We start from the raw sequence: 23,456 nt of genomic DNA on the forward strand, positions 1-23,456 counted from the left end.
GGTAAAGAGACAAAAGCGCCGCCGACGGGCGGGCGTTTTGATTTCGATGAACTCATGTAAGGAAACGAGCATGTTAGATAGATTTACCGATCGAGCGCGCAAGGTCATGTCGATGGCCAAACAGGAGGCGCTCGATCTTCATTCAAATAAGGTGGGCACCGAGCACCTGCTGCTCGCGCTTGCCAAGGAGGACGAGGGCATTGCCGCCGAGGCACTGCGTTCGCTCGACATCTCCTACGATGACATCATGGATACTCTCAAAGAGGTTCAGACCACGGTTCCCGAGCCCAGTGAGGAGACCGAGGCGGCCAAGCTCGCCTTTACGCCGCTCGTCATTAGCGTGATGGAGCGCTCCTTCCGCGTGGCGCGTGAGAACAACCAGACCTACGTGTCGACCGAGCACTTGCTGATCGGCATCGTCGAAGAGGGCAACGGCATGGCCATGGACATCCTCATGCGCCTGGGTGTGTCGTCCGCCTCTATCAAAAAGGCTATCGAGAAACTCACCGCCAAGGACCAGGACAAGAAGCGTCCGCTCGCCGGCGCCGGTGCTGGTCGTCCCGGTGCGGGCCTGCCGTTCTTTAGCGGCTCGGATGCCTCTCAGCAAAAGGGGAGTGGCACCGATACGCTTAAGCAGTTCGCGACCAACCTCACGCAGAAGGCGCGCGACGGCGAGCTCGACCCTGTAATTGGTCGCGAAAAGGAAGTCCAGCGTATGATGGAAATTCTTTCGCGCCGCACCAAGAACAACCCGCTCATTCTGGGCGACCCCGGCGTGGGCAAGACGGCCATCGTCGAGGGCCTGGCTCAGCAGATTGCAGCCGGCAACGTGCCCGAGAACCTCATGAACCAGAATATCTGGACGCTCGACCTGCCGGGCCTCGTGGCGGGTGCCAAGTATCGCGGCGAGTTTGAGGAGCGTCTCAAGAACGTGATCCAGGAGGCAACCGAAGCCGACGACGTCATCCTGTTTATCGACGAGATGCACACCATCATCGGTGCCGGTTCTGCTGAGGGCTCCATCGACGCGAGCTCTATGCTCAAGCCCGTGCTCGCGCGCGGTGCCTTCCAGATTATCGGCGCCACCACGGCCGAGGAATTCCGCAAGTACCTCACCAAGGATCCGGCCTTCGAGCGTCGCTTCCAGACCATCGATGTCGAGGAGCCGAGCGTCGAGGACACGGTCAAGATCCTGACCGCGCTCAAGCCGCGCTACGAGGAGCACCACCATGTGCGCTATACGCAGGGTGCTATCGAGGCCGCCGCGAACCTTTCCAACCGCTACATCCAGGATCGCTTCCTGCCCGATAAGGCCATCGACCTCATTGACGAGGCCGGTGCCCGCGCTCGCATCGCCGCGAATCGCGCGCCCGAGCCGGTGCGCGAGGCCGAGCATCGCATCGAGGAGCTCAAGGCCGCCGCGCAGGAGGCCACCGAGAGCGACGACATGAACAAGGCCGCCGAGATTACCGAGCAGCAGAAGGCCGCCGAGATTGAACTCGCCGAGGCCAAGGCTGCCTGGACCGCCGAGCTCGACGCCAGCCCGCTCACCATCGACGTGAGCCAGATTGCCGACATCGTGTCCGTGACTTCGGGCGTGCCGGTGTCCTCGCTTACTGAGAGCGAGAGCCGTCGCCTGCTGCAAGCCGAAAGCGTGCTCAAGACGCGCATCATCGGTCAGGATGAGGCTGTTGGGGCAGTTGCCAAGGCCGTGCGCCGCAGCCGCTCACCCCTCAAGGATCCGCGTCGCCCCGGCGGCAGCTTTATCTTCCTTGGTCCCACCGGCACGGGCAAGACCGAGCTCGCCAAGACGCTCGCCGAGTACCTCTTTGGCAGCAAGGATGCACTCATCAGCTTCGACATGTCCGAGTTCGGTAGCGAGTTCGAGGTCTCCAAGCTCATCGGTAGCCCTCCGGGTTACGTCGGTCACGACGAGGGCGGCCAGCTCACCAAGGCCGTTCGTCGTCACCCGTACTCGGTCGTGCTGTTCGACGAGATCGAGAAGGCGCACCCCGATATCTTCAACATCTTGCTGCAGGTGCTGGAGGAGGGCCGCCTGACCGATAGCCAGGGCAAGACGGTCGACTTCCGCAACACCGTGATCATCATGACGTCCAACGTGGGCGCTCGCGAGATTGCGCAGGATGCGAGCGTTGGCTTTGGCACCACCGGCGAGCAAGGTCTCACGTCGAGTGAGATCCGTGGTCGCGCGATGGGCGAGCTCAAGCGCCTGTTCCGCCCCGAGCTGCTCAACCGTATCGACGACATCGTGGTGTTCCAGAAGCTCTCGGGCGAGAATCTCACCAAGATCGCGCACCTGCTGGTGGACGACCTGCGTCAGCGTTTGATTGCCAACGGCATGAACATCAAGCTCACCGATGCGGCCTATGACAAGATCGTGGCCGAGGGCACCGACCTCACCAACGGTGCGCGTCCGCTGCGCCGTGCTATTCAAAAGCTTATCGAGGACCCGCTGTCCGAGGAGCTTCTGGCCGGCGAGTGGGGCGAGGGCGATACCGTCCTGTGCGACGTGGCCGATGGCAAGTTTGTCTTTAGCCACGGCACGGGCGAGATCCCGGCACCGCGTCCGGCGGGCACGCTCGGCGGCGATACCGCCCCGGCGGCACCGCACACCGGCAACGCCGCGCCCGTGAGCGGCGGCGTGACCTCGGGCCCCGGCGGCATGATGCAAGCCGGTTCCGGCGCGCTGTAGGGCGTGGCGACAATTTGATACGCGCAATCGAGGCGCTCTGGCAAGGGCGCCTCGATTTGTAGAGCTGCGAAGTTGTGACCGTTACGCTATGCGGTCCACCGTTAGCCGATGATGCGAGAGCGCTCGGCGTTTTCGACTGGTTTATGCACGCAAAGTCTGGGAATATACAAGTCGCATGTCTTACTGTCTAACCAGTTGCGCCAAGGAGGCACCATGGACTACAAGATTACCGGCTGCGAGCCCGCCCAGCTGTTCCATTTCTTTGAGGAGGTCAGCGCGATCCCCCGTGGGTCTGGCAACGAGAAGGGCATCAGCGATTTCCTGGTCGCGTTTGCCAAGGAGCGCGGTCTCGATGTGTATCAGGATGAGGTCTACAACGTTATCATTCGCAAGCCCGCATCTGCCGGCGCCGAGAATGCCCCGACTGTGATGCTGCAGGGCCACATCGACATGGTGTGCGACAAGCTGGGCTCCGTTGAGCACGACTTTACGACTGACGGTATCGACCTGGTCGTCAAGGACGGCGTCCTCACCGCTAACGGCACCACTCTGGGCGCCGACAACGGTATTGCCGTCGCTCTGATGCTCACTGTTCTCGATGACGATTCGATCGTTCACCCCGCCCTCGAGTGCGTATTCACCACCGACGAGGAGACTGGCCTGGTCGGCGCCGAGACGCTCGACAAGTCCCAGATTAGCGCCCGCACCATGATTAACCTTGACTCCGAGGAAGAGGGCGTTGCTACCGTCAGCTGCGCCGGCGGTGTCGTCGTTACCTACACCTGCCCGATCACGCGCGAGCACAAGACCGGTAGCACCCTCACGCTCGACATCTCCGGCCTGCTGGGCGGCCACTCCGGCAGCGATATCAACCTGGAGCGCGGCAACGGCAACCTCATCATGGCCCGCATCATCGACCGCCTGATGGTCGCCGGCGAGCCCGCCATCGTTAGCTTTAACGGCGGCACCAAGGACAACGCCATCAACCGTGAGTGCAAGGCTGTTCTGGTCTACGCCGACCACGCTGCAGCCGAGGCCGCGGCCCAGATCGCAAAGGGCATCATCGCCGACGTTACTGCCGAGCTCGAGGTTTTCGACCCCGGCTTTACCTGCACGGTTGAGATTGCCGACAACACTGAGGTCGAGGCCATGGACGAGAAGTCCGCACTTGCCCTTATTCGCGCTCTGCGTCTTGCCCCCAACGGTGTGATCCGCCGCAACGTCGCCACCGACGGCTCCGTCGAGGTTTCCTCCAACATCGGCGTGGTTGCCACCTCTGACGACCAGGTCAAGATCATGCTGTCCCCGCGCTCCTCGATCACCTCGCTGCAGAACGAGTTCAAGGACCGCCTGCAGACGCTGGCCGATGTCCTGGGATTCGACGCCAAGTTTGAGTTCGAGTATCCCGGCTGGAGCTATGCCGAGCATTCGCCGGTCCGCGACATCTTTGTCGAGAGCTATCGCGAGCTCTTTGGCTCCGAGCTGCGCATCGAGTCCATTCACGCCGGCCTTGAGTGCGGCTTGTTTGCCGAGGCCCTGCACGGCCTGGACGCCATCGCCGTGGGTCCGACGCTCTCCGATGTCCACACCCCGGACGAGAGCATGGAGCTCGCTTCTGCCGAGCGCTTCTACGAGCTGCTCATCGACGTGCTCAAGCGCCTCGCTGCGTAAAGGTTGCGCTAGCAGCAGTCCGAGCCACGTGCTAGCGGATTGCAAATGACATTACGAGAGGGGGCATTCGAGCGTTTGCGACGGGTGCCCCCCTCTTTTGTTTGATAATTGCGAAATTACGGTCACCTAGTCCATTTCTGCCCTGATGAGGTCGAGGGTGCGCTGGCAGTTTTCGCGGACGGGGCCGAGCATATGCTCGCGCAGGTCCGCCATGCCGGGCAGGTCGGCGTATTCGTCCATGACCTCTTCCATGCAAATGGGTACCTCGTAGGCGAGGTCCATCATGGTCGCAAAGCAAAACTTCTCGGATAGCCCGGCATCGGTAAGCGCCGCCTCCAGCGCGGGATCGCCCATACCGTGGTATCGGCGGATAGCGCCTGGACCGATTCGCCCCACACGATTTTCGCCGCCAACGCTCATGGCGAGGCGCGCTTTTCGCCGCATACGTTCGTATGCTAAGCCCGATGCGACATCGTACATGGGTGCGAGCGCCGCGTTTGTGCCTTTGCCTAGGATGAGCGAGTAGTTTTTAGCGTGTGCGTCAGGCGCTCCGATAATGGCGTTATAGAACAACATATAGGTAAAAAGCACAAGATTCATGTGGTGGGGGACTGTGTTAATCAGTCGTTCTTGGATGTCTCGTGTAGTTGGTCCTCCGTCGGCGGTGTATTTCTGGGTTGGCAATACACCGAGTGCCTGGCAAAAGTCCTCCTGATGCAGCCTTTCGATATTTCCGCTGCTATTGACCATTCTGTCGTACCGTTCAACGACGAGCGCAGCTTCGTCTTCAAATGTGCAATAGGAGACGTTGGCAGTTGGAATGCCAACACGCCGAGCTGTTTTCATGCAGACGAATTCGTTTAAGGCCTGATGTTTGAACCCAACGACACCATTTTTGAAGATATGGGTAGTGGGGGATGACCCTAGACATTCGCACCATTGTCCATCATGCCAAGCTAGTGCAAATTTGCCTTGGTTGCCGCCCAGGGACCAGCTTTCGTTGGAGCCCATCCATGTCTCTCTTTCGTCATCGCGAATTGCTTTGAGCTTGTGAGCGATTTGAGAATTGGTAAGCGGGCGGTATGCTGAGACCCTGCCGTGGGCGGCATCTAATTGATCGGCTCGACAAAACTGAACGGCCCCCGCGCAGTCTAGACCGATATGGCACAAGAGGGCGACGGGGTTGTTGGATGCAACGTCATGCTCGGCGGCAATAGCGCGACGCTGCTCTTGGCTGTCGGGCAAAAGGCCAAATAGGAACGGACGGACGATGTTATGGCCATATGTGCGATTGGAAAGCGGCATTGTTAACGATAGCGGTGCTCCGCGATAGGTTGGGGCGTATACAAAGCTGCAGAGTCCATGCTCGTCTTGCCGGAGAGTGCCGGCGATTTCGCCACAAATGAAGGTCGCAAGCTCCATTTCTGCCATTTATTTCACAACCTTACAGCCAAAGGAGAGGTCTGAAGTGCCGGAAAGGCCTTGCTCGGCTGCGATTTGGGCCAGCAAGGCACCATAGAAAGCTGGCGTTCCTTGTCGAGCGGGTCGTCTGCCTACGCTTGGCTTTGGCAGGGCATTCGAGTTCGCGATAGGGAGGTCCGCTATCGTCATCGGATGTTCGGAGGGTGATGCGATGGAGTCGTTATCGCTTTGCGCAAAGAGACCTATGCCGAGTGCGTTAAAGACGGTCAACAGCTTGTCGAGCCGAATGCCCGTGGCATCTCCCAGCTCGAGCGATGCGAGCAGGCGCTCCGAAACACCGGCCTTATTAGCGAGGGCGGCACGGGTGAGACCCTGAGCCTCGCGTGCCTGGCGCACGTAGATGCCAGCTTGGCGCGGTGTGGTGATGGGAAGGGTATCCACGGCGATCTCCTAACGTGCAGACTTTTGCATCATAGCATGACATGCAAAAGTCTGCATGAAAAGGCCTCATGCAAAACTCTGCATGAGGCCTCATCCGGACGTTTAGTTTTGAAGGGTGTTTTACAGCGCCAAAATCCCCAGATGCTCCAGCAAAATCTTGAGGCCGATGAGGACGAGCACGACGCCACCCACGATGGTGGCGGGCTTTTCGTAGCGCGCGCCAAAGGTGTGGCCGATCGCTACGCCGGCAACGGAGAAGACAAAGGTCGTGATGCCAATGAGCGACACGGCGGGAACGATATCGACCGAGAGCGCGGCAAACGAGATGCCCACGGCAAGCGCGTCAATCGAGGTGGCGATGGCAAGGATTAGATATTCGCCCAGGTCGATCTTTTCGGCATCCTTGCCGTCGCCTTCGTTCTCGTCCTCAGTAAAGGCTTCCCACAGCATCTTGCCGCCGATAAAGGCGAGCAGGATAAAGGCGATCCAGTGGTCGATGGGGCTGATGATGCCCATGAACTGGCTACCAAGGGCCCACCCAATTACGGGCATGCCGGCCTGGAAACCGCCAAAGAACAGGCCGAGTATCACGGCGACCTTAAGGTTGATCCTTTTCATGCCAAGGCCCTTGCAGATGGATACGGCAAAAGCGTCCATAGAAAGGCCGATAGCGAGCAACACAAGCTCTGCGAGTCCCATAGTCTGGCTCCCTCTCTGCGGGCGGGCCCGCGTGTACCTCTTGGGGGAGTAACAAAAAAGACCCGTGGCGTACGCGTTGCGCGCACAGCCACGAGTCTCGTTCATTAAGGCAAGCCAGGCCGCATCGGCCAGTGTGTTGACTTGCCGCGCCACCGGAGGCGAACCCGATCACGCGACTACTCCCTCATTTATGCGAATCCCGATGCTACCACGTGAACAGCTGATTTGGGTTGGGCTCTCAGCTGTGTTCGCTCATTCTGTAAGCATCGGATTTCGCAAGCGCCGCAGGGACAAACCGTGAGAAACTATTTAGCGTTTATGGAGCGTATACGATGGGAGCGATGCCTTGGATAAGAACGAGCTGCAAAAGCGTATGGAACAGGCCATCCGCCTGACGGCACCTGGTCAGCCGATCCGCACCGCCCTCGACATGATCATCGCCGGTCACCTGGGCGCCCTTATCTGCGTCGGCGACACCGAAAACGTGCTCGCTGCCGGTAACGACGGCTTCCCGCTCAACATTTCGTTTACCTCGAACCGCCTGTTCGAGCTTTCCAAGATGGACGGCGCCATCGTTATCGATGGCGACCTCACCCAGATCCTGCGCGCCAACTTCCACCTCAATCCCGATCCCTCGCTCGCCACGAGTGAGACGGGCATGCGTCACCGTACTGCCGCTCGCATGTCGGTGCTCACCGATGCCATCGTGATCTCGGTTTCGGCTCGTCGCGCCGTCGTCAACGTGTACGTCCACGGCAAGAGCTACGAGATCCAGCCCGTCACCACCATCATGAGCTCGGTCAACCAGCTCGTCGCCACGCTCCAGACTACCCGTCAGTCGCTCGATCGCTCCCTGCTGCGCCTGACGGCCCTCGAGCTCGACGACTACGTCACGCTCGCCGACATCACCGGCATTTTCTCGAGTTTCGAGATCATGCAACAGGCAAAGACCGAGCTTAAGGATTGCATCGTCAAGCTGGGTAACCAGGGCAAGCTCGTGCAGATGCAGCTTGAGCAGCTCGCGGGCTCCAGCATGGATACCGAATACGACTTGATGATCCGCGACTACGCAAGCGATTCCTCTGAGGCCAACGCCGAGAAGATTCGCGCCGAGCTCGCTCGCATGACGCCTAAGGACCTGTCTGACCCGCAGCACGTGGCGGCAGTTCTGGGCTATGACGACCTGGACGAGGACTCCGTCATGACGCCGCTGGGCCTGCGCACGCTTTCGCGCGTGTCCGTCGTGCGCGACGGCGTGGCCGAGAAGATCGTCGACGAGTATGGCTCGCTGCAGGAGCTCATGGACGACATCAGCGAGGATCCGGAGCGCTTGGGCGACTTTGGCGTCAACAACCCTGCCATTCTTGCGGACTCGCTGTACCGCATGAAGGGCACCAAACAGGGGAACGCATAATGGCGCCCGTATGCGCTGTGGTCGTTGCCGGCGGCAGCGGCCAGCGCTTTGGAAATCCCGGCGGCAAGCAGCTCGTTAACGTGGCGGGCCGTCCGCTCATGAGCTGGTCCATCCGCGCGTTCGATCGTAGCGACAAGGTCGGCCACATCGTGGTGGTGTGTCCTGCTGTGCGCCGTGCCGAGATGCGCCGCCTGGCCATCGACCCGTTTGACTATGACACGCCCATCAGCTTTGCCGATGCCGGCGATACCCGTCAGGATTCCACTCGTGCCGGCGTGCATGCGGTTCCGGCGGGTTTCGAATATGTCGCCATCCACGATGGCGCTCGTCCGCTCATTACGACCGAGGCCATCGACCACGCTATCGACGTGCTCATGGGTGACCGCTCGCTCGACGGTGTCGTGTGCGGTCAGCCCGCGATCGACACGCTCAAGATCGTCGACGGCGATAATATCGTCGAGACGCCGCCGCGTGAGCTCTATTGGGCCGCGCAGACGCCGCAGATCTTTAGCGTCGATGCTATGAAGCGCGCCCACGCTGCAGCCATTGCCGAGGGCTTTATCGGCACCGATGATTCGTCGCTGGTCGAGCGCATGGGTGGGCGCGTCCGCTGCGTCCAGAGCCCGCGCGATAACCTTAAGGTGACGGTGCCCGAGGACTTGCGTCCCGTAACCGCGATTCTGCTTGGCCGCATGGCCGAGGGAGAGGACCTTCCCCATGTTCAGTAACCTGCGCATTGGCCATGGCTACGACGTCCACCGTCTGGTGGAGGGGCGTCGATGTATCATCGGCGGTGTCGACATTCCCTACGAGCGCGGCCTGCTGGGCCACTCGGATGCCGATGTGCTCGCGCACGCCTTGGCCGACGCCATTCTGGGCGCCTGCCGCGGGGGAGACATCGGCAAGCTATTCCCCGACACCGATCCCGCCTACGAGGGTGCCGATTCGATGGTGCTGCTTGCCCGCGTGATGGACTATGCGCGCGAGCTGGGCTTTGAGTTTGTCGATGCCGATTGCACCATTGCCTGTCAGCAACCCAAGATCACCCCGCACCGCGATGCCATGCGCGCCAACCTCGCCCATGCCCTGGGCGTCGATGTCGAAAACGTGGGCGTCGCCGCCACTACGACCGAAAGGCTCGGTTGGGAAGGCCAGGGCGAGGGAATCGGCGCCTGGGCCGTCTGCCTGCTACAGAAAACCGTTAAGGAGTAACGAATGCGTATCTACAACAGCGCTACCCATAAAAAGGAAGAGCTCCAGCCCATCGAGTCCGGCAAGGTCCGCATGTACGTGTGCGGCCCCACGGTCTATGACAACATTCACATCGGCAATGCCCGCACGTTCATCAGCTTTGACGTGATTCGTCGCTGGCTCATCGCGAGCGGCTACGAGGTCACGTTTGCCCAGAACCTCACCGATGTCGATGACAAGATCATCAAGCGCGCCAACGAGCAGGGCCGCACTGCCGCCGAGGTCGCGACAGAGTTCTCCGACAAGTTCATCGGCGTCATGCGCGCCGCCAACGTGCTCGATCCGGATGTGCGTCCTCGTGCCACCAAAGAGATCGGCCCCATGATCGCCATGATCAAGACGCTTATCGAGCAGGGCCACGCTTACGCCGCCGATAACGGCGATGTGTACTTTGCCGTGCGCAGCGATCCCAACTATGGTCAGGTCTCGGGCCGCAACATCGACGACCTTATGGTTGGCGCGCGCATCGAGGAGAACGAGGACAAGAACGATCCGCTCGACTTTGCCCTGTGGAAGGCCGCCAAGCCCGGCGAGCCCAGCTGGCCGAGTCCCTGGGGCGAGGGCCGTCCCGGTTGGCACACCGAGTGCGCCGCCATGGTGCACCGCTACCTGGGTACCCCGATCGACATCCACGGCGGTGGCTCCGACCTTGCCTTCCCGCATCACGAGAACGAGTGCGCCCAGGCCACCTGCGCCTGGCACCAGGGTTTCTCCAACACCTGGATGCACACGGGCATGCTGCTGGTCGACGGCGAGAAGATGTCCAAGTCGCTCGGTAACTTCTTTACGCTGGCCGAGGTGCTCGAGCAGCACTCCGCTGCTGCCCTGCGCCTGCTGATGCTGCAGACGAGCTATCGCTCGCCGCTCGACTTTTCTTGGGAGCGCCTGGAGGGTGCCGAGAACTCGCTCACGCGTATCGCCGGTACGGTCGAGAACCTGCGCTGGGCCGCGAACCATGCGACGGCCGATGCCGATGCGGCTGCCGCCGAGGCGTTTGCCGCCAAGGCCGCTGAGACTCGTGCCGCCTTTAAGGAGTGCATGGACGACGACTTTAACACCGCTGGTGCCATGGGTGTCGTCTTTGGCTTTGTGACCGAGTGCAACCAGTACCTGGAGCAGGCGGGCGACGCTGCCGACAAGGCCGCCGCGCTTGCCGCCGCCGACACGCTGGCCGAGCTGCTCGATACGCTTGGCGTTGAGCTCCCCGAGCCCAAGGTCGAGCTGCCGCTGGGTCTGCTAGGCGTTGCCGCCGGCCTGGTCGCCTACACGGGCGACGACGTGGACGAGGCCGCTGCCAAGATTCTCGAGGCCCGCGCCGAGGCCCGCGCCGCCAAGAACTGGGATCTGGCCGACGCCATCCGTGATCAGCTCAAGGACCTGGGCCTGACGATTGAAGATACCGCCGCCGGCACTCGTATCAAATCTCTCTAATCCCCGCGGGTTTCCCAAGCACCCGACCTTGCCGTTCAAACCGTCGCTCGCGTACTCAAGTACGCGTCGCTCCTCTTTCACGGCAATCTCGGGCACTTGGAAAACCCGTACCGACCGCCCGAATTAATATTCATGGGCGGTCGTTTATTTTGTTTCGTTTGATAGTTGTATTTAGGAGGTCACTTTATGGCCGACAATCGCAAGCGTGCGCCGCGTGGAGGCAAGCAGGCTGCTTCTGGCTCGCGTCCGATTCGCCGCAACGACCGCGCTGCCGCTCCCAAGGGCCAGCGCGAGCGCTCCCAAGCCCAGGCTGCACGTCCGCAGCGAGATCGCAACCGCGACAACGTTCAGGCTCCCAAGGGCGAGTTTATCGAAGGTCGCCGTGCTGCCGCCGAGGCGCTACGCACTGGTTTTCCCATCAAGTGTGCGCTCATTGCCGAGGGCGGGGAGCGCGATGCCGCCTTGTCGCGCCTGATCGATGACCTCAATGCCGCGGGCGTCCGCATTAAGTATGTGCCGCGCGCGCAGCTCGATGCGCTGTCGAGCCATGGCGCTCACCAGGGTATTGCGCTCGAGGTTGGCAACTTCCCCTATGCCGACGTCGCCGACATCCTCGGCCGCGCGGGTGACGGACCGGCGCTCGTCGTCGTGCTCGATCATGTGACCGACGACGGTAACTTTGGTGCCATTGTGCGCTCTGCCGAGGTCGTGGGCGCGGCGGGCGTCATCATTGCCAACAAGCGCGCCGCCGGCGTGACCGTTGGCAGCTACAAGACTTCTGCCGGTGCTGTCATGCACCTGCCTATCGCACAGGTTCCCAATATCGCCCGTGCGCTCGATGACCTCAAGGCCGCTGGCTTTTGGGTGGGCGGTGCCTCCGAGCACGCCGAGGGCAGCTGCTGGGATGCTCCCTTCGAGGGCCGCGTGGCGCTCGTCATGGGCTCCGAGGGCGACGGCATCTCGCGCCTGGTGCTTGAGAAATGCGACTTTTTGACCAAGCTTCCCCAGCGCGGCATGACCGAGAGCCTCAATGTTGCCCAGGCGACAACGGCGCTGTGCTTTGAGTGGCTGCGCCGCAATGCCGGCGAGCTCATGGGGGAGGAGTAGCGCATGTCCAAGAAGAACCGCGCCAAGTCCAAGGCCAAGCGCTTTGGCGAGGGCTCGGCCAAGCCGATTGTTTCGGCTGCGACCTATGGCGTGGGCGGCAATGCGTTTGCGCAGGCTATCGCCGACCCAGTCTCGACGGTGCACTCCAACAAGCCCGAGCTGCTGGTGGTCGACGGTTACAACGTGATCCACTGCACGCCGCGCTACGAAAAGCTCGTGTACGACCATTCCGACGATCCGTATTCCAGCGACGTTCACGATATGGCGCGCACTGCCCTCATCAACGACGTTGCCGCGTTTGCCCAAGGCCGCTACGAGGCCGTAATCGTGTTTGACGGCGCGGGCAATATCTCCAGCGAGCGCCCCAATCTGCCGGCCCGTGGCGTGCGCATCGAGTTTTCGCCGACGGGCGTCTCTGCCGATACCGTGGTGCAGAAGCTCTGTATCGAGGCACGCGAGGAAGGCCGCGCGTGCTCCGTGGTATCGAGTGACGGCACGATCCAGGCCGTCGTCATGGGCAAGGGCGTTACGCGCATCTCGAGCCGTATGCTGGTGGACGAGATCAAACAGATCGATAACGACGTTCACGAGGCAGAGGAAGCTCCGCAGATCAAGATGACCCTGGGCAGCCGCCTGAGCCCCGATGCCCTGGCCAAGCTCAAGGCCCTGCGCGGACGGTAGGGGAGCTGACGGCGCGACGCTGTCTCGCTAACTCCATTCAGCGATGTCGATCATTCTACGGAGGCGCCATGTAAGCGCCTCTTTTAGATATGGCAGCCTTGCCGTGAGCGCGTCGTTTCTGGACAGAATCTCGATTGCCTCGTCAACGAAGCCTTCGAGTTTGTCGCCGTCAAACCAGCCCATGTCCTCGACGAGCAACATTTGTTTGGCGGGGCTTGAATGAAATTGTGCGCTGGTAAAACTGTGCTCTCCCGCCCTAAGCTCTTCTAGTGATATGTTGCACCAGAGTGATGAGCCCGAATCGAAGATGGGGGCTGGTCTGCAGGCTAGCGTGTTTACGTTTCGCACAAGGCCAAAGTTACGCCAATGGCGGTCATAGTTGGCGATGATGTCGTCGCACACGATCATGCGGTCAAGGGCGTCTTTTATATCTGTCGCTCCAAGCTCTTCGCAGTTTGCTACATACCGTTCGTAATCGGTTAGTCGCTCGTCTGCATTTGCATGCTGGTTTACATAGAACGCAGGGACATACTCTTCTTCATCAGTTAAGAAGACATCGCATGTGCTCAGGGCGGAAGTGCCCGTGCCCTCGAGCGAGTAAGGCACATAATCGCAGGCGTTTAGGATGCGACGGTGGAGCGCGGTCGCCACCAGCTCGTTATAAGGTTCCTGGTCCAGGTGCGCTCCTGCCTTATGCAGAATTCGACGTTCGCCCTCGCACGTCCAGTACTTTTGAAGATTGCCGTCCGAGGTGTTATCGGGCTTTGCGGCAGCCGCTTTTCCCTCTGGGGCAAAGGGTGCAATGGACAGCGAGACGTCATCAAAGGCGTTATTGAAGAAGTTGATATCCTCCCAGGTGAGACCGGAACCTTGGGGCCTAATCCAATACTGGTCGGATAAGGAGAGGCCGAGATTTCGCTGGACGAGTTCATCGGGAACATCGACTGCGGCTTCTGCAAGCAGGGAGGCTAGCCCAATGCGTGCGAGCGGGATACCGCGGCCGCGCCACCAGATGCGGAAGGAGTCTAGCGATATGGGGCTATTAGGGCCAAATACTCCAATAGGGGCGTGGGCGTAATCGATGTCGGCACCGATGTGGGTAAAGTCTTTTCGCGATGTACTGTAGACCAGCTGAGCGACTTCGTGCGTGCGATTCATGAGGGTGAACGCGATCTCGCTCTTACCGTGGCCGCGGCGGGGACGTCCCCCCGTTTTGGTCACGGAGCGGAGTCGCGTGTCGACGCTGTCTTTGTCGATGAGCCATACACCAGAAGCCTTGCGGGCCTCAAGTGCTCCGTTTTTTATGAGCTCCTGCACCCTGCGCGGAGTGATGCCGAGCAGCTCGGCGGCTTCTTTGGTAGTAAGCATCGCGAAACCCTTCGCCAGAACGAATAGTTTTATATATAGCAATTGTAATTAAAACTATTCGTTCTGGCGAATGGTTTTAAGATTGAGGGCGCACTGACAGAAATGAACGGGCCTGGTACGCGTTGTTGCTGGATTTTGCATATTTGTATAACGCCGTGCGGCCTGTTGCGCCCCGTCCGCAATTCCTTTATTCTTAACTCGCTTCGCGTGAAAGCGCCAAGTGTGCCAGTGTGGCGCAACGGTAGCGCAACTGATTTGTAATCAGTGGGTTGCAGGTTCGATTCCTGTCACTGGCTCCATGAGAGTTTCGGGCTCTGTTTCCTTGTGGGACAGGGCCCGTTTCTATTTATGTCGATAAGTCAGCGTGTTTGGCGCCAACCAAGCTTCAGGTTTGTCTCGATCCGTAACACGAGTGGGCTGAAGACCCTCCTTATAGTTACAGATCGAAACATTGCCAAGGGAAGGCCGATAACATCTCGATCCGTAACACGAAGAGGCTGAAAACCGTTCTTACTGTTACAGAATGAGACGTAAGCGGGGGTTTCTGCGAAACATCTCGATCTGTAACAGATAGGGGAGGAATAACCCTCTTACTGTTACAGGTCGAGACATAGGCCGGGGCGAGGTTGGTCATCGTCATCGAGCGTGGATTATCGGACACACGAGCGTGGAAAATCTTCCGCCTAGTGAATGAGCGTGGATAATCTGCCACTTTGGATTCGATGGCACGGCAAAGTGGGAGATTATCCACGCTCGATTTCAAACGGAAGAAAATCCACGCTCGATTTTGCCTGGGAAGAGCAATCTTCTGTCTGGGCAGCCCCGATCTCGACCTATATATAGGTGCAAATAAGCTGGTATCGAAGGTCGATGCTGCAGATGTACTCCACCGTGACAAAGTGTTCCCTCGTGAAATGTCACAAGCGTAGCCAAATCCACCGTCCTTCATATCCAAACTCAACAAAACCGCAGGTCACAGCTATATAGATACGCCCGGCACCGTGTATCTAGAGGTTTTCGTTGACAGCCCCCAAGGTTGCATCGTATTATCTTTTTCGTTCGCGGGGGCGGCGGTCCAAAAGACCAAAGGACCTGCGGATACTTGAACGATTGGGAGTTTGCCCGAGTGGTTAATGGGGACGGGCTGTAAACCCGTTGGCTCTGCCTACATAGGTTCGAATCCTATAGCTCCCACCCGTCAAGTGCCTGTATAGCTCAGTCGGTAGAGCACTTCGTTGGTAACGAAGAGGTCACCAGTTCAAGTCTGGTTGCAGGCTCCATCCGGCGGTGTAGCTCAGTTGGTTAGAGCACACGGTTCATACCCGTGGCGTCACTGGTTCGAATCCAGTCACCGCTACCATAGGTAACACGGTGGCTTCTCAATAGTATGTTGAGAGGCCACTATGGTATAAAGGCAAAGTCCCGTCCGGGGACGACCTGTTTAGAGGAGGGCTTTATGGCCAAAGAGAAGTTTGAGCGCACTAAGCCGCATGTTAACATCGGCACCATTGGTCACGTCGACCACGGCAAGACCACGCTGACCGCTGCCATCACCAAGGTTCTCTCCGAGACCGAGGGCTGCAAGGCTGACTTCACTGCGTTCGAGAACATCGACAAGGCTCCCGAGGAGCGCGAGCGCGGCATTACGATCTCCGTCTCCCACGTCGAGTACGAGACTGCTGCCCGTCACTACGCTCACGTTGACTGCCCGGGCCACGCTGACTACGTCAAGAACATGATCTCCGGTGCTGCTCAGATGGACGGCGCTATCCTGGTCATCGCCGCTACCGACGGCCCCATGGCTCAGACCCGCGAGCACATCCTGCTCGCCCGTCAGGTCGGCGTTCCCTACATCGTCGTCTTCCTGAACAAGTGCGACATGGTCGACGATGACGAGCTCATCGACCTCGTCGAGATGGAGACCCGTGAGCTCCTCTCCGAGTACGATTTCCCCGGCGACGACATTCCCGTCATCCGTGGTTCCGCTCTGGGCGCTCTCGAGGGCGACGCCAAGTGGATGGACGCTATCCGCGAGCTCATGAAGGCCGTCGACGAGTACATCCCGACGCCTGCTCGTAACAACGACCTCCCCTTCCTGATGGCCGTTGAGGACGTTATGACCATCTCCGGCCGTGGTACCGTTGCTACCGGCCGTGTCGAGCGCGGTGAGCTCAAGCTCAACGAGCCCGTCGAGATCGTCGGCATCAAGGATACCCAGAACACCGTCGTTACCGGTATCGAGATGTTCCGTAAGTCCATGGACTTCTGCGAGGCTGGCGACAACGTCGGTCTGCTGCTCCGCGGCATCAAGCGCGAGGACATCGAGCGCGGCCAGGTTCTCTGCAAGCCCGGTTCGGTTACCCCGCACACCAAGTTCACCGGTGAGATCTACGTTCTGACCAAGGAGGAGGGCGGCCGTCACACCCCGTTCTTCGATGGTTATCGTCCTCAGTTCTACTTCCGTACCACCGACGTTACCGGTACGGTCAAGCTCCCCGAGGGCACCGAGATGGCTATGCCTGGTGACCACATCACCATCGAGGGCGACCTCATCCACCCGATCGCCATGGAGGAGGGCCTGCGCTTCGCTATCCGCGAGGGTGGCCACACCGTCGGTTCGGGCATCGTCTCCACGATCATTGAGTAAATTTGCTCTTTGATATAGCTGACTTAGAGAACCCGGCACTTATATGGGTGCCGGGTTCTTTTCTGCAATGGATATTGAGCCGTTGCTGGTGTCGAGAGGATCGACAATGGTCCTGGATGCACCGTCGATTAGATCTCGATGGCTTCATTGATGTGTTCCAAATATGAATGGATCCACCGAGAACCAATTGACTCGAGGTTTTCATTGACAGCACTTACGTGGAGCTGATAAAGTAACAACTCGTGCCCGTACGGGGCGGAAATGAAAGGTTCAGGATACATGCGTACTCTAGTTACTCTTGCGTGCACTGAGTGCAAGCGCCGCAACTATACGACCACCAAGAACAAGTCGACCATGCCTGATCGTATGGAGATCAAGAAGTATTGCCCCTGGTGCCGTCACCACACGCTGCACAAAGAGACTCGCTAGTCTCTAGTCACATACGCCAGTAGTTCAATTGGTAGAGCATCGGTCTCCAAAACCGAGTGTTGAGGGTTCGAGTCCTTCCTGGCGTGCCAGTCATTATTCCGTAAGCTCCCAATTGGGGGCTTACGGTTTACTCATGTATAAGTGCATTGCGCGGAGGTAACCCAAATGGCCAACAAGAAGAACAAGAAGAAGGCTCAGCAGCAGGCGCCTGCCAACAACGCTGCCGCCAACTCCAAGGTTGAGGCCAAGAAGGCCGTTGCCAAGAAGAACGAGAAGGCTGCGAAGTCCAAGAAGAACGAGAAGCCTGGTTTCTTCGCCCGCACCAAGAAGTATTTCGCTTCGGTCAAGTCCGAGATGAAGCGTGTCACGTGGCCCGATAAGAAGGAGCTCGTGAACTACTCGGTCGTCGTTTGCGCTTCTCTGATCGTCGTCGGCGTCGTCATCGCTCTGCTCGATGCTGGCTTTGGCGAGGCTCTTGCTCTGTTCTCTGGATTGAGGGGCTAAACCATGTCTAAGCGTTGGTACGTCGTTCACACTTACTCTGGATACGAGAACCGTGTTAAGTCCGATCTCGAGCATCGAATCGAGACTATGGGCATGCAGGACCGTATCTTTGATATCGAGATTCCTATGGAGCGTGTCACCGAGATTAAAGAGGGTGGCAAGCGTGAGACCAAGGATTCCAAGATTTTCCCGGGTTATGTCCTTGTCCGCATGGAGATGGATGATGATGCTTGGACGTGTGTTCGTAACACGCCTGGCGTCACCGGTTTCCTAGGCGGCAACGGCAAGCCCGCTCCGCTTTCCCGCGACGAGTACAACAAGATGACTCGTCGTCCCGGTAAGGGCGATTCGCCCAAGCGCACCTCGGTTGATATTGAGGTCGGTACGTCCGTCCGCGTCACCGATGGCCCGCTTACCGACTTTGATGGCAAGGTCTCCGAGGTTAACACCGAGGCTGGCAAGCTCAAGGTCACGCTGATGATCTTTGGCCGCGAGACGCCGGTCGAGCTCGACTTTAACCAGGTCGCTGTCATCGCTTAAGTTTTCGTCCGTTCGCGCGAGCGTGCTTCTTCTGTGACTGCTCATCTCAGGAGTGCTTCTAACACGTGCGTGCTTACGATATAGCAAGTACTTCACACTCGTGATTCGAAAGGAATGACCATGGCTGAGAAGAAGGTTGCCAACGTCATTAAGCTCCAGATTCCTGCTGGTGCAGCAAACCCTGCTCCTCCCGTCGGCCCCGCCCTGGGCGCTGCTGGCGTGAACATCATGCAGTTCTGCCAGGCCTTTAACGCCGAGACGCAGGACAAGAAGGGTGACATCATCCCCGTTGAGATCTCTGTCTACGAGGACAAGTCCTTCTCCTTCATCACCAAGACCCCGCCGGCGGCTCACCTTATCAAGAAGGAGCTGAACCTCAAGTCTGGTTCCGCTAAGCCCCAGGCTGACAAGGTTGGTCAGCTCTCCCAGGAGCAGCTCACCAAGATCGCCGAGATCAAGATGCCGGACCTCAATGCCAACGACATTGACGCCGCCAAGAAGATCATCGCCGGTACCGCCCGTTCCATGGGCGTCACCATCGCTGAGTAGCGATTTCTTATGGTAACGGCGGGTGCTCCGACCGGGGCGCCCGTTAAATGTGTGCAATAGGGCACACGATACGATGTGGGAGGGCTCACGCCCGTTTAACCACAGGAGGTAATGCACATGGCTAAGCATGGTAAGAGCTATAACGCCGCTGCCGAGAAGATCGACCGCGCCACGCTCTACACCCCCCTTCAGGCTGCCAAGCTCATCAAGGAGCTCGACACCGCCAAGTTCGACGAGACCGTCGAGGCTCACTTCCGTCTGGGCATCGATACTCGTAAGGCTGACCAGAACATCCGTGGTTCCATCTCCCTGCCCCACGGCACCGGCAAGACCGTTCGTGTTGCCGTCTTCGCCGAGGGCGAGAAGGCCCGTGAGGCTGAGGCTGCCGGCGCCGACATCATCGGTTCCGACGAGCTCGTCGCCCAGATTCAGAAGGGCGAGATCAACTTCGACGCCGCTATCGCTACGCCGAACATGATGGCCAAGGTTGGCCGCATCGGTAAGATCCTTGGTCCCCGTGGCCTCATGCCGAACCCCAAGCTCGGCACCGTGACCATGGACGTCGCCAAGATGGTCTCCGAGCTCAAGGCTGGCCGCGTTGAGTACCGCGCCGACCGCTACGGCATCTGCCACGTGCCCCTGGGCAAGAAGTCCTTCTCTGAGCAGCAGCTCGTCGAGAACTACGCTGCCCTGTACACCGAGATTCTGCGCGTCAAGCCCTCTTCTGCTAAGGGCAAGTACGTCAAGTCCATCTCCGTGTCTTCCACCATGGGCCCTGGCGTCAAGGTCGATCCCGCTGTCCAGCGTGACTTCCTGGCTGAGTAACTGCTAGTTACTGCCTGAGTACAGCAAGCATTGCTAAAGAAACCCGGTTCTGCCTTGTGCAGGACCGGGTTTCTTGTTATCGCGTCAAAAGCACCATAAAGGGGACAGTGTCCCCTTTATGGTGGTTACCAGGGTGTTCTGGCTGTTGAAGACTCGATGGCTTCGTGGCGTTTGAGCTCGCGGCGCATGGTTTGTGAGTTGAGCCAAGCTGCTTGCCAGCCGCGGATGGGGTAGTGCGTCTGGTCGAGCTCAAACTGCGTATAGCCGCAAGCGTTGATGATCGTCGTTCCGCACACATGCTGACGCTCGCGCTGAAAATCGCAACCGTAGCTTTGGTGCACATGCCCGTGCACCATGTAGTCGGGATTCCAGGATTCGAGTGCTGTGTTAAAACACTCGAATCCTCGATGCGGCAGATCGTCCAGATCACCCATACCGGCGGCGGGTGCATGGGTAAGCAGAATGTCGCACCCGCCGACCATCCTAACCTTACGCGACAGCTTACGCATGCGCTTGGACATCTCGCGTTCGGTGTACATGTTGGCGCCGTCGCGATAACGCATGGACCCGCCAAGGCCCGCAATGCGAATCCCTCGGTACGTGTACACGCTGTCCTCTACGCAGATACATCCACCCGGTGCATGACGTGCGTAGCGGTCATCGTGATTGCCGCGCACGTAGATGAGCGGTTTGTTGATGACCGTAACCAAAAACTCAAGATAGTCCGGGTCCAGATCGCCGGCGGACAAAATCAGGTCGACTCCCTCAAAGCGTTCCTTGCGAAAGCACTCCCAAAGGCATCGTTCTTCGGTATCGGCTATGGCAAGGATTTTCATAGGGCAGGGACTTTCGGCTCATCGTCGAGCTGCGGAATGGTGCCTACCACGTTGTCCGCCAGCCAATTCATCTCGACAATCTGCGTGCTCGGCAGCGGAGGGAAGCCTTCGATCTGTACCACGCCGTTCTGGCTGTGGAGCTCGCCGCCAAAGGGGTTGATGGATCCCACAACAATGCCGTTGCGGAGCAACTGCACGAGTTTGCGCGTTTGGTAGGGTAGGCCCGGAGCGTAACGAATGTCGATAACGCCGGAGCTCATGCCATACCAGTAGTTGACAGCGCGCACTTGGTTGTCGTCGCTGGTCTCGTCCCACGTGCCGTGAAGAAGGCTGCGAACGATGAGCTCGTAGTAACGGCCCCAGTTCCATACGGGCATGGCGATGCCGGTGACTTTGCCGTCGACCAAGCGGTGAAGCCCGTAGGCCGTTGGGTCTTCGAGCGACTTTGACATGTCAGCGCCGGTCATGACGCTTACGCCTTCGCGGCACATGGCTTCGGCAAGACCGCCGGCGGGAACATCGCCCCAGGTGAGGATGACCTGCGCGCGCGGGTCGAGCAGCGAGGCGCCAATCGCAAAGGCGTTGATCTCGCTGAGTGCGCCCGAGGCGAAGACCGACGCGTGGTAACCGATGCGGTGGTTGTCCGCCATGCTGGCCGCAAGGGCGCCCAGCAGAAACTTGGCCTCGTACATCTTGCCAAAGTACGAACGGACGCTTTGATGGGGAAGGCCGATAGAGCAGTTGAGGAACCGAACCCGGGGATACTCAACGGCAGCCCTGAGCGTGTATTCCATCAGGCGGTGCGAGGTCGAGAAGATGACGTTTGCTCCATGTTTGACAGCCGTTTCCACGGCGGCGTAGAACACATCCGGATCGTGACAGTCCTCGAACGCCTCGGTGCGCACGATACCGCCAAAGTGTTCATCGAGATACTGACGCCCTTGGTCGTGCAGGCTGTCCCAGCTCGACGTCGCACAGGGGAACTCATGGATAAAGGCGATGCGCAGGGGGTTGGCCGTCGAGTAGACGGTCTTGCCCATAAAGAAGTTGAGCACGCCAGAGGTGGACTTGGCGGGCGTCTCCTCCTCGTCGACGCTCGGTGCTTCGACAAGATCGACCTTGTCCTCGTCATTTTTGCCGGCAATAACCAGCTCGCGCCAGATCTTGCACAGGCGGTTTACGACGATATCCGTCGGCGTATCCAGCAGGCGGTCCTGGTTGTACACATTGAGGTAGACGAGCATGGCGTCGGCGGGCGTAATGTCCAGGTGGTCGCCGCCTGCGCGAAGGTAGGCGCGCTTAAAGAGCAGGAAGGTGTGGCGCAGGTAGTCGACCTTTTTCTGCGGCCATTTTTCGATAAGGTTCTGACCGAGCATCTTGGCGAGCGTCTCGTAGCTTCCCTCACGCGAGAACTCGATCTCGTATAGGGGGCAGACGCGCCAAAACGCGCAGAACTCGCCGTACAGGCGGCTTTCGACGGAATCCCATGTGCCGGGGTAGAGACGGGTGACCTTGGCCGAAACCGTCGGAGCGTCCAGGAATTTGAGGACACTGACGCGTTTGTTGCCTTCCTGGACATAGAACCGATGCATGAACTCGGTGACGATGATGGGGTCGCGATAACCCTCGGTTACCTGGATGTCGTAGAGGTTGGACCACTTGCGGGCGAACTCGGTGCCAAACGGCAGCAGGGGCATAAAGTTGCATGAAAAGGCGGACTGACGGCCCTTGGTAACCGTACCGACGACCATTTCGAGCGGAATGTCTCTCAGGCCGACATTCTCTCGCTGGCCTAAGGGGAGCTGGGCAACCAAGCTATCGAGGTCCGTGAGGTACGGATACTCGCTTTGACTAATGGCGCGTCGACGTCCTTGCTCGCCGCGCTTGCGTGCTTGACGGTAGGCCTCTTCCATGATGTTGCTCCCTTAGTCGTTTAAACAACTATATAAACCATGGTACCACGAATGAAAACCACAACAAAGGTGCCTGTCCCCTTTGTGGTGGTTTAGGCAATGATGGGGGCGATGGCGCGGATGCAGGCGTCGGCAGCGGTGAAAGTGGTGCTGTCGTCGCTGACGATAAAGATGATCTTGCCCTTGATGCCAAAGTCGCCGATCTCGCTAAAGAGCACATACGGCTCCTTGTCAAAGCCCGAGATGGGAAGCACGGCGGCCTTGGTGGCGCTGGTCAGCTCGTCTGCCAGCGCGTCGAGCGAGGCCCACTTGGACGTGTCCTTTACGGCAACGGGCACAGCCACGCGCCCAAAGGGCATCAAATGCACGAGCGTGTTCTTGGAGATGTTGGAGTTGGGGACGATGATGGTCTGTCCACAGGCATCCTCAATCGTTGTATGACGCCAAGTGATGTCTTGGACCACGCCGGATACGCCGCCGACCTCGATATTGTCGCCGGGTTTGATGATGCCCATAAAGGTCACTTGCATGCCGCCGATAAGGTTTGACAGCGTGTCCTGAAAGCCGAGCGAGATGGCGATGCCGCCGACGCCAAGAGCGGCGACGAGCGCGTTTGCGTTAATGCCAAAGCAGTTGTCGAGGATAAAGCTGCCGCCAATCATCCAGATGACAGCGCGCGCGATGTTGATGAAGATACTTGATGCCGGAAGCGGGTTATCGTCACGGTTAAGCAGATGGTTCAGGGTCTTGGATACGACCTCGGCGGCGACGGCGGTGCCTATCGCCAAGATGACGGCCCAGATGATGTTGTGGACCCACCGTTGCTCAAAGAAATGAAGAATCGGCTCAAACAATTCCATGTAGGGAAAACCTCCTAATGATCGTCCAACCATGATACCCACCAGGAAGCCCGTCCGATCAAATTCAGACGGGCTTCTGTGCTCGATATAAGGTTTACCTTGATTATCAACTTCATCCGAACACTTCCCACATTCATCCGCACATGTGCGGATGA

At 59.1% G+C, this 23,456-nt stretch carries 21 protein-coding genes and 5 tRNA genes; 19 read left to right on the top strand and 7 right to left on the bottom strand.

Going from position 1 to position 23,456, the window contains the following annotated elements; genetic code table 11:
- Positions 1 to 70: 70 nt before the first annotated feature.
- Both PGW49_RS05340 and PGW49_RS05345 read left to right on the top strand, forming a co-directional pair.
- Complete coding sequence (locus PGW49_RS05340; protein ID WP_270225816.1) at positions 71 to 2,713, top strand: ATP-dependent Clp protease ATP-binding subunit; 2,643 nt, start codon at positions 71 to 73, stop codon at positions 2,711 to 2,713.
- A 213-nt stretch (positions 2,714 to 2,926) separates the two neighbouring features.
- Entirely contained in the window at positions 2,927 to 4,384 is a 1,458-nt protein-coding gene (locus tag PGW49_RS05345) for an aminoacyl-histidine dipeptidase (RefSeq protein WP_270225817.1), read from the top strand.
- A 126-nt stretch (positions 4,385 to 4,510) separates the two neighbouring features.
- On the opposite strand, the gene PGW49_RS05350 is transcribed toward PGW49_RS05345, so the two are convergent.
- From PGW49_RS05350 to PGW49_RS05360, 3 genes are all read right to left on the bottom strand, one after another.
- Complete coding sequence (locus PGW49_RS05350; RefSeq protein WP_138374747.1) at positions 4,511 to 5,815, bottom strand: type II toxin-antitoxin system HipA family toxin; 1,305 nt, start codon at positions 5,813 to 5,815, stop codon at positions 4,511 to 4,513.
- Positions 5,816 to 6,247 carry a helix-turn-helix domain-containing protein gene (locus tag PGW49_RS05355; protein ID WP_035137547.1) on the bottom strand — a complete coding sequence of 144 codons (432 nt, stop codon included), beginning with the start codon at positions 6,245 to 6,247 and terminating at the stop codon, positions 5,816 to 5,818.
- A 120-nt stretch (positions 6,248 to 6,367) separates the two neighbouring features.
- On the bottom strand, positions 6,368 to 6,946 hold the full coding sequence (locus PGW49_RS05360; protein ID WP_117745788.1) for a manganese efflux pump MntP: 579 nt from the start codon (positions 6,944 to 6,946) through the stop codon (positions 6,368 to 6,370).
- Positions 6,947 to 7,319: 373 nt separating this feature from the next.
- Between PGW49_RS05360 and disA the strand changes: the two genes are divergently transcribed.
- The 6 genes from disA (at position 7,320) to PGW49_RS05390 (ending at position 12,830) form a co-directional block, all read left to right on the top strand.
- A complete protein-coding gene (gene disA / locus PGW49_RS05365) occupies positions 7,320 to 8,360 on the top strand; it encodes a DNA integrity scanning diadenylate cyclase DisA (RefSeq protein WP_006234973.1) in 1,041 nt (346 codons plus the stop codon).
- On the top strand, positions 8,360 to 9,088 hold the full coding sequence (gene ispD / locus PGW49_RS05370; RefSeq protein WP_270225819.1) for a 2-C-methyl-D-erythritol 4-phosphate cytidylyltransferase: 729 nt from the start codon (positions 8,360 to 8,362) through the stop codon (positions 9,086 to 9,088). The genes disA and ispD overlap by 1 nt, the downstream gene beginning before the upstream one ends.
- Positions 9,078 to 9,572, top strand: a complete 495-nt coding sequence (gene ispF, locus PGW49_RS05375; protein ID WP_138374749.1) for a 2-C-methyl-D-erythritol 2,4-cyclodiphosphate synthase — start codon at positions 9,078 to 9,080, stop codon at positions 9,570 to 9,572. The genes ispD and ispF overlap by 11 nt, the downstream gene beginning before the upstream one ends.
- A 3-nt stretch (positions 9,573 to 9,575) precedes the next feature.
- The gene (gene cysS / locus PGW49_RS05380) at positions 9,576 to 11,042 is read left to right on the top strand and encodes a cysteine--tRNA ligase (RefSeq protein WP_138374750.1); all 1,467 of its coding nucleotides are present in this window, start codon (positions 9,576 to 9,578) and stop codon (positions 11,040 to 11,042) included.
- A 186-nt stretch (positions 11,043 to 11,228) separates the two neighbouring features.
- Positions 11,229 to 12,149 carry a 23S rRNA (guanosine(2251)-2'-O)-methyltransferase RlmB gene (gene rlmB, locus PGW49_RS05385; RefSeq protein ID WP_138374751.1) on the top strand — a complete coding sequence of 307 codons (921 nt, stop codon included), beginning with the start codon at positions 11,229 to 11,231 and terminating at the stop codon, positions 12,147 to 12,149.
- A 3-nt stretch (positions 12,150 to 12,152) separates the two neighbouring features.
- Positions 12,153 to 12,830: an NYN domain-containing protein gene (locus PGW49_RS05390; RefSeq protein WP_006234978.1), complete on the top strand. Its 678-nt coding sequence runs from the start codon at positions 12,153 to 12,155 to the stop codon at positions 12,828 to 12,830.
- 27 nt (positions 12,831 to 12,857) lie between these two features.
- Here the strand turns inward: PGW49_RS05390 and PGW49_RS05395 are convergent, their stop codons facing one another.
- Positions 12,858 to 14,198, bottom strand: coding sequence for a DNA-binding protein (locus tag PGW49_RS05395; protein WP_138374752.1), 1,341 nt, complete (start codon positions 14,196 to 14,198; stop codon positions 12,858 to 12,860).
- Between the two features lie 224 nt (positions 14,199 to 14,422).
- On the opposite strand from PGW49_RS05395, the gene PGW49_RS05400 reads away from it, so the two are divergent.
- The 11 genes from PGW49_RS05400 (at position 14,423) to rplA (ending at position 19,692) form a co-directional block, all read left to right on the top strand.
- Positions 14,423 to 14,497: transfer RNA gene (locus PGW49_RS05400), tRNA-Thr, on the top strand.
- 813 nt (positions 14,498 to 15,310) lie between these two features.
- A tRNA-Tyr gene (locus PGW49_RS05405) sits at positions 15,311 to 15,392 on the top strand.
- A 10-nt stretch (positions 15,393 to 15,402) separates the two neighbouring features.
- Positions 15,403 to 15,478 (top strand) — tRNA-Thr (locus PGW49_RS05410).
- A 3-nt stretch (positions 15,479 to 15,481) separates the two neighbouring features.
- Positions 15,482 to 15,558, top strand: a tRNA-Met gene (locus PGW49_RS05415).
- Between the two features lie 96 nt (positions 15,559 to 15,654).
- Positions 15,655 to 16,845 carry an elongation factor Tu gene (gene tuf / locus PGW49_RS05420; RefSeq protein ID WP_035137538.1) on the top strand — a complete coding sequence of 397 codons (1,191 nt, stop codon included), beginning with the start codon at positions 15,655 to 15,657 and terminating at the stop codon, positions 16,843 to 16,845.
- A 279-nt stretch (positions 16,846 to 17,124) separates the two neighbouring features.
- Complete coding sequence (rpmG, locus tag PGW49_RS05425; RefSeq protein WP_022093895.1) at positions 17,125 to 17,274, top strand: 50S ribosomal protein L33; 150 nt, start codon at positions 17,125 to 17,127, stop codon at positions 17,272 to 17,274.
- A gap of 13 nt (positions 17,275 to 17,287) precedes the next feature.
- Positions 17,288 to 17,363 (top strand) — tRNA-Trp (locus PGW49_RS05430).
- A gap of 76 nt (positions 17,364 to 17,439) precedes the next feature.
- Positions 17,440 to 17,778: a preprotein translocase subunit SecE gene (gene secE / locus PGW49_RS05435; RefSeq protein WP_006234983.1), complete on the top strand. Its 339-nt coding sequence runs from the start codon at positions 17,440 to 17,442 to the stop codon at positions 17,776 to 17,778.
- 3 nt (positions 17,779 to 17,781) lie between these two features.
- Positions 17,782 to 18,318, top strand: coding sequence for a transcription termination/antitermination protein NusG (nusG, locus tag PGW49_RS05440; RefSeq protein WP_099432095.1), 537 nt, complete (start codon positions 17,782 to 17,784; stop codon positions 18,316 to 18,318).
- Positions 18,319 to 18,438: 120 nt separating this feature from the next.
- Positions 18,439 to 18,867 carry a 50S ribosomal protein L11 gene (gene rplK, locus PGW49_RS05445; protein WP_022093893.1) on the top strand — a complete coding sequence of 143 codons (429 nt, stop codon included), beginning with the start codon at positions 18,439 to 18,441 and terminating at the stop codon, positions 18,865 to 18,867.
- 117 nt (positions 18,868 to 18,984) lie between these two features.
- Complete coding sequence (rplA, locus tag PGW49_RS05450; RefSeq protein ID WP_022093892.1) at positions 18,985 to 19,692, top strand: 50S ribosomal protein L1; 708 nt, start codon at positions 18,985 to 18,987, stop codon at positions 19,690 to 19,692.
- Between the two features lie 125 nt (positions 19,693 to 19,817).
- Here rplA and PGW49_RS05455 read toward each other — a convergent pair whose 3' ends face one another.
- The 3 genes from PGW49_RS05455 to PGW49_RS05465 all read right to left on the bottom strand — a co-directional run bounded on the left by PGW49_RS05455 (position 19,818) and on the right by PGW49_RS05465 (position 23,301).
- Entirely contained in the window at positions 19,818 to 20,528 is a 711-nt protein-coding gene (locus tag PGW49_RS05455; protein WP_117799696.1) for a metallophosphoesterase family protein, read from the bottom strand.
- Positions 20,525 to 22,441 (bottom strand): BMP family ABC transporter substrate-binding protein, encoded by a 1,917-nt coding sequence (locus PGW49_RS05460; protein WP_270225822.1) that lies wholly within the window; start codon positions 22,439 to 22,441, stop codon positions 20,525 to 20,527. The genes PGW49_RS05455 and PGW49_RS05460 overlap by 4 nt, the downstream gene beginning before the upstream one ends.
- Positions 22,442 to 22,533: 92 nt before the next feature.
- On the bottom strand, positions 22,534 to 23,301 hold the full coding sequence (locus PGW49_RS05465) for a mechanosensitive ion channel family protein (protein ID WP_138374754.1): 768 nt from the start codon (positions 23,299 to 23,301) through the stop codon (positions 22,534 to 22,536).
- Positions 23,302 to 23,456: the final 155 nt, after the last annotated feature.

Source organism: Collinsella aerofaciens (assembly GCF_027679495.1).
Lineage (GTDB): Bacteria > Actinomycetota > Coriobacteriia > Coriobacteriales > Coriobacteriaceae > Collinsella > Collinsella aerofaciens_AK.

Bases quoted from the DNA above. Each gene is read 5' to 3' on its own strand.
- PGW49_RS05340 (WP_270225816.1), top strand. From the start codon at position 71: ATGTTAGATAGATTTACCGATCGAGCGCGCAAGGTCATGTCGATGGCC.
- PGW49_RS05345 (WP_270225817.1), top strand. From the start codon at position 2,927: ATGGACTACAAGATTACCGGCTGCGAGCCCGCCCAGCTGTTCCATTTC.
- PGW49_RS05350 (WP_138374747.1), bottom strand. From the start codon at position 5,815: ATGGCAGAAATGGAGCTTGCGACCTTCATTTGTGGCGAAATCGCCGGC.
- PGW49_RS05360 (WP_117745788.1), bottom strand. From the start codon at position 6,946: ATGGGACTCGCAGAGCTTGTGTTGCTCGCTATCGGCCTTTCTATGGAC.
- disA (WP_006234973.1), top strand. From the start codon at position 7,320: ATGGAACAGGCCATCCGCCTGACGGCACCTGGTCAGCCGATCCGCACC.
- ispD (WP_270225819.1), top strand. From the start codon at position 8,360: ATGGCGCCCGTATGCGCTGTGGTCGTTGCCGGCGGCAGCGGCCAGCGC.
- ispF (WP_138374749.1), top strand. From the start codon at position 9,078: ATGTTCAGTAACCTGCGCATTGGCCATGGCTACGACGTCCACCGTCTG.
- cysS (WP_138374750.1), top strand. From the start codon at position 9,576: ATGCGTATCTACAACAGCGCTACCCATAAAAAGGAAGAGCTCCAGCCC.
- rlmB (WP_138374751.1), top strand. From the start codon at position 11,229: ATGGCCGACAATCGCAAGCGTGCGCCGCGTGGAGGCAAGCAGGCTGCT.
- PGW49_RS05390 (WP_006234978.1), top strand. From the start codon at position 12,153: ATGTCCAAGAAGAACCGCGCCAAGTCCAAGGCCAAGCGCTTTGGCGAG.
- PGW49_RS05395 (WP_138374752.1), bottom strand. From the start codon at position 14,198: ATGCTTACTACCAAAGAAGCCGCCGAGCTGCTCGGCATCACTCCGCGC.
- tuf (WP_035137538.1), top strand. From the start codon at position 15,655: ATGGCCAAAGAGAAGTTTGAGCGCACTAAGCCGCATGTTAACATCGGC.
- rpmG (WP_022093895.1), top strand. From the start codon at position 17,125: ATGCGTACTCTAGTTACTCTTGCGTGCACTGAGTGCAAGCGCCGCAAC.
- secE (WP_006234983.1), top strand. From the start codon at position 17,440: ATGGCCAACAAGAAGAACAAGAAGAAGGCTCAGCAGCAGGCGCCTGCC.
- nusG (WP_099432095.1), top strand. From the start codon at position 17,782: ATGTCTAAGCGTTGGTACGTCGTTCACACTTACTCTGGATACGAGAAC.
- rplK (WP_022093893.1), top strand. From the start codon at position 18,439: ATGGCTGAGAAGAAGGTTGCCAACGTCATTAAGCTCCAGATTCCTGCT.
- rplA (WP_022093892.1), top strand. From the start codon at position 18,985: ATGGCTAAGCATGGTAAGAGCTATAACGCCGCTGCCGAGAAGATCGAC.
- PGW49_RS05455 (WP_117799696.1), bottom strand. From the start codon at position 20,528: ATGAAAATCCTTGCCATAGCCGATACCGAAGAACGATGCCTTTGGGAG.
- PGW49_RS05460 (WP_270225822.1), bottom strand. From the start codon at position 22,441: ATGGAAGAGGCCTACCGTCAAGCACGCAAGCGCGGCGAGCAAGGACGT.
- PGW49_RS05465 (WP_138374754.1), bottom strand. From the start codon at position 23,301: ATGGAATTGTTTGAGCCGATTCTTCATTTCTTTGAGCAACGGTGGGTC.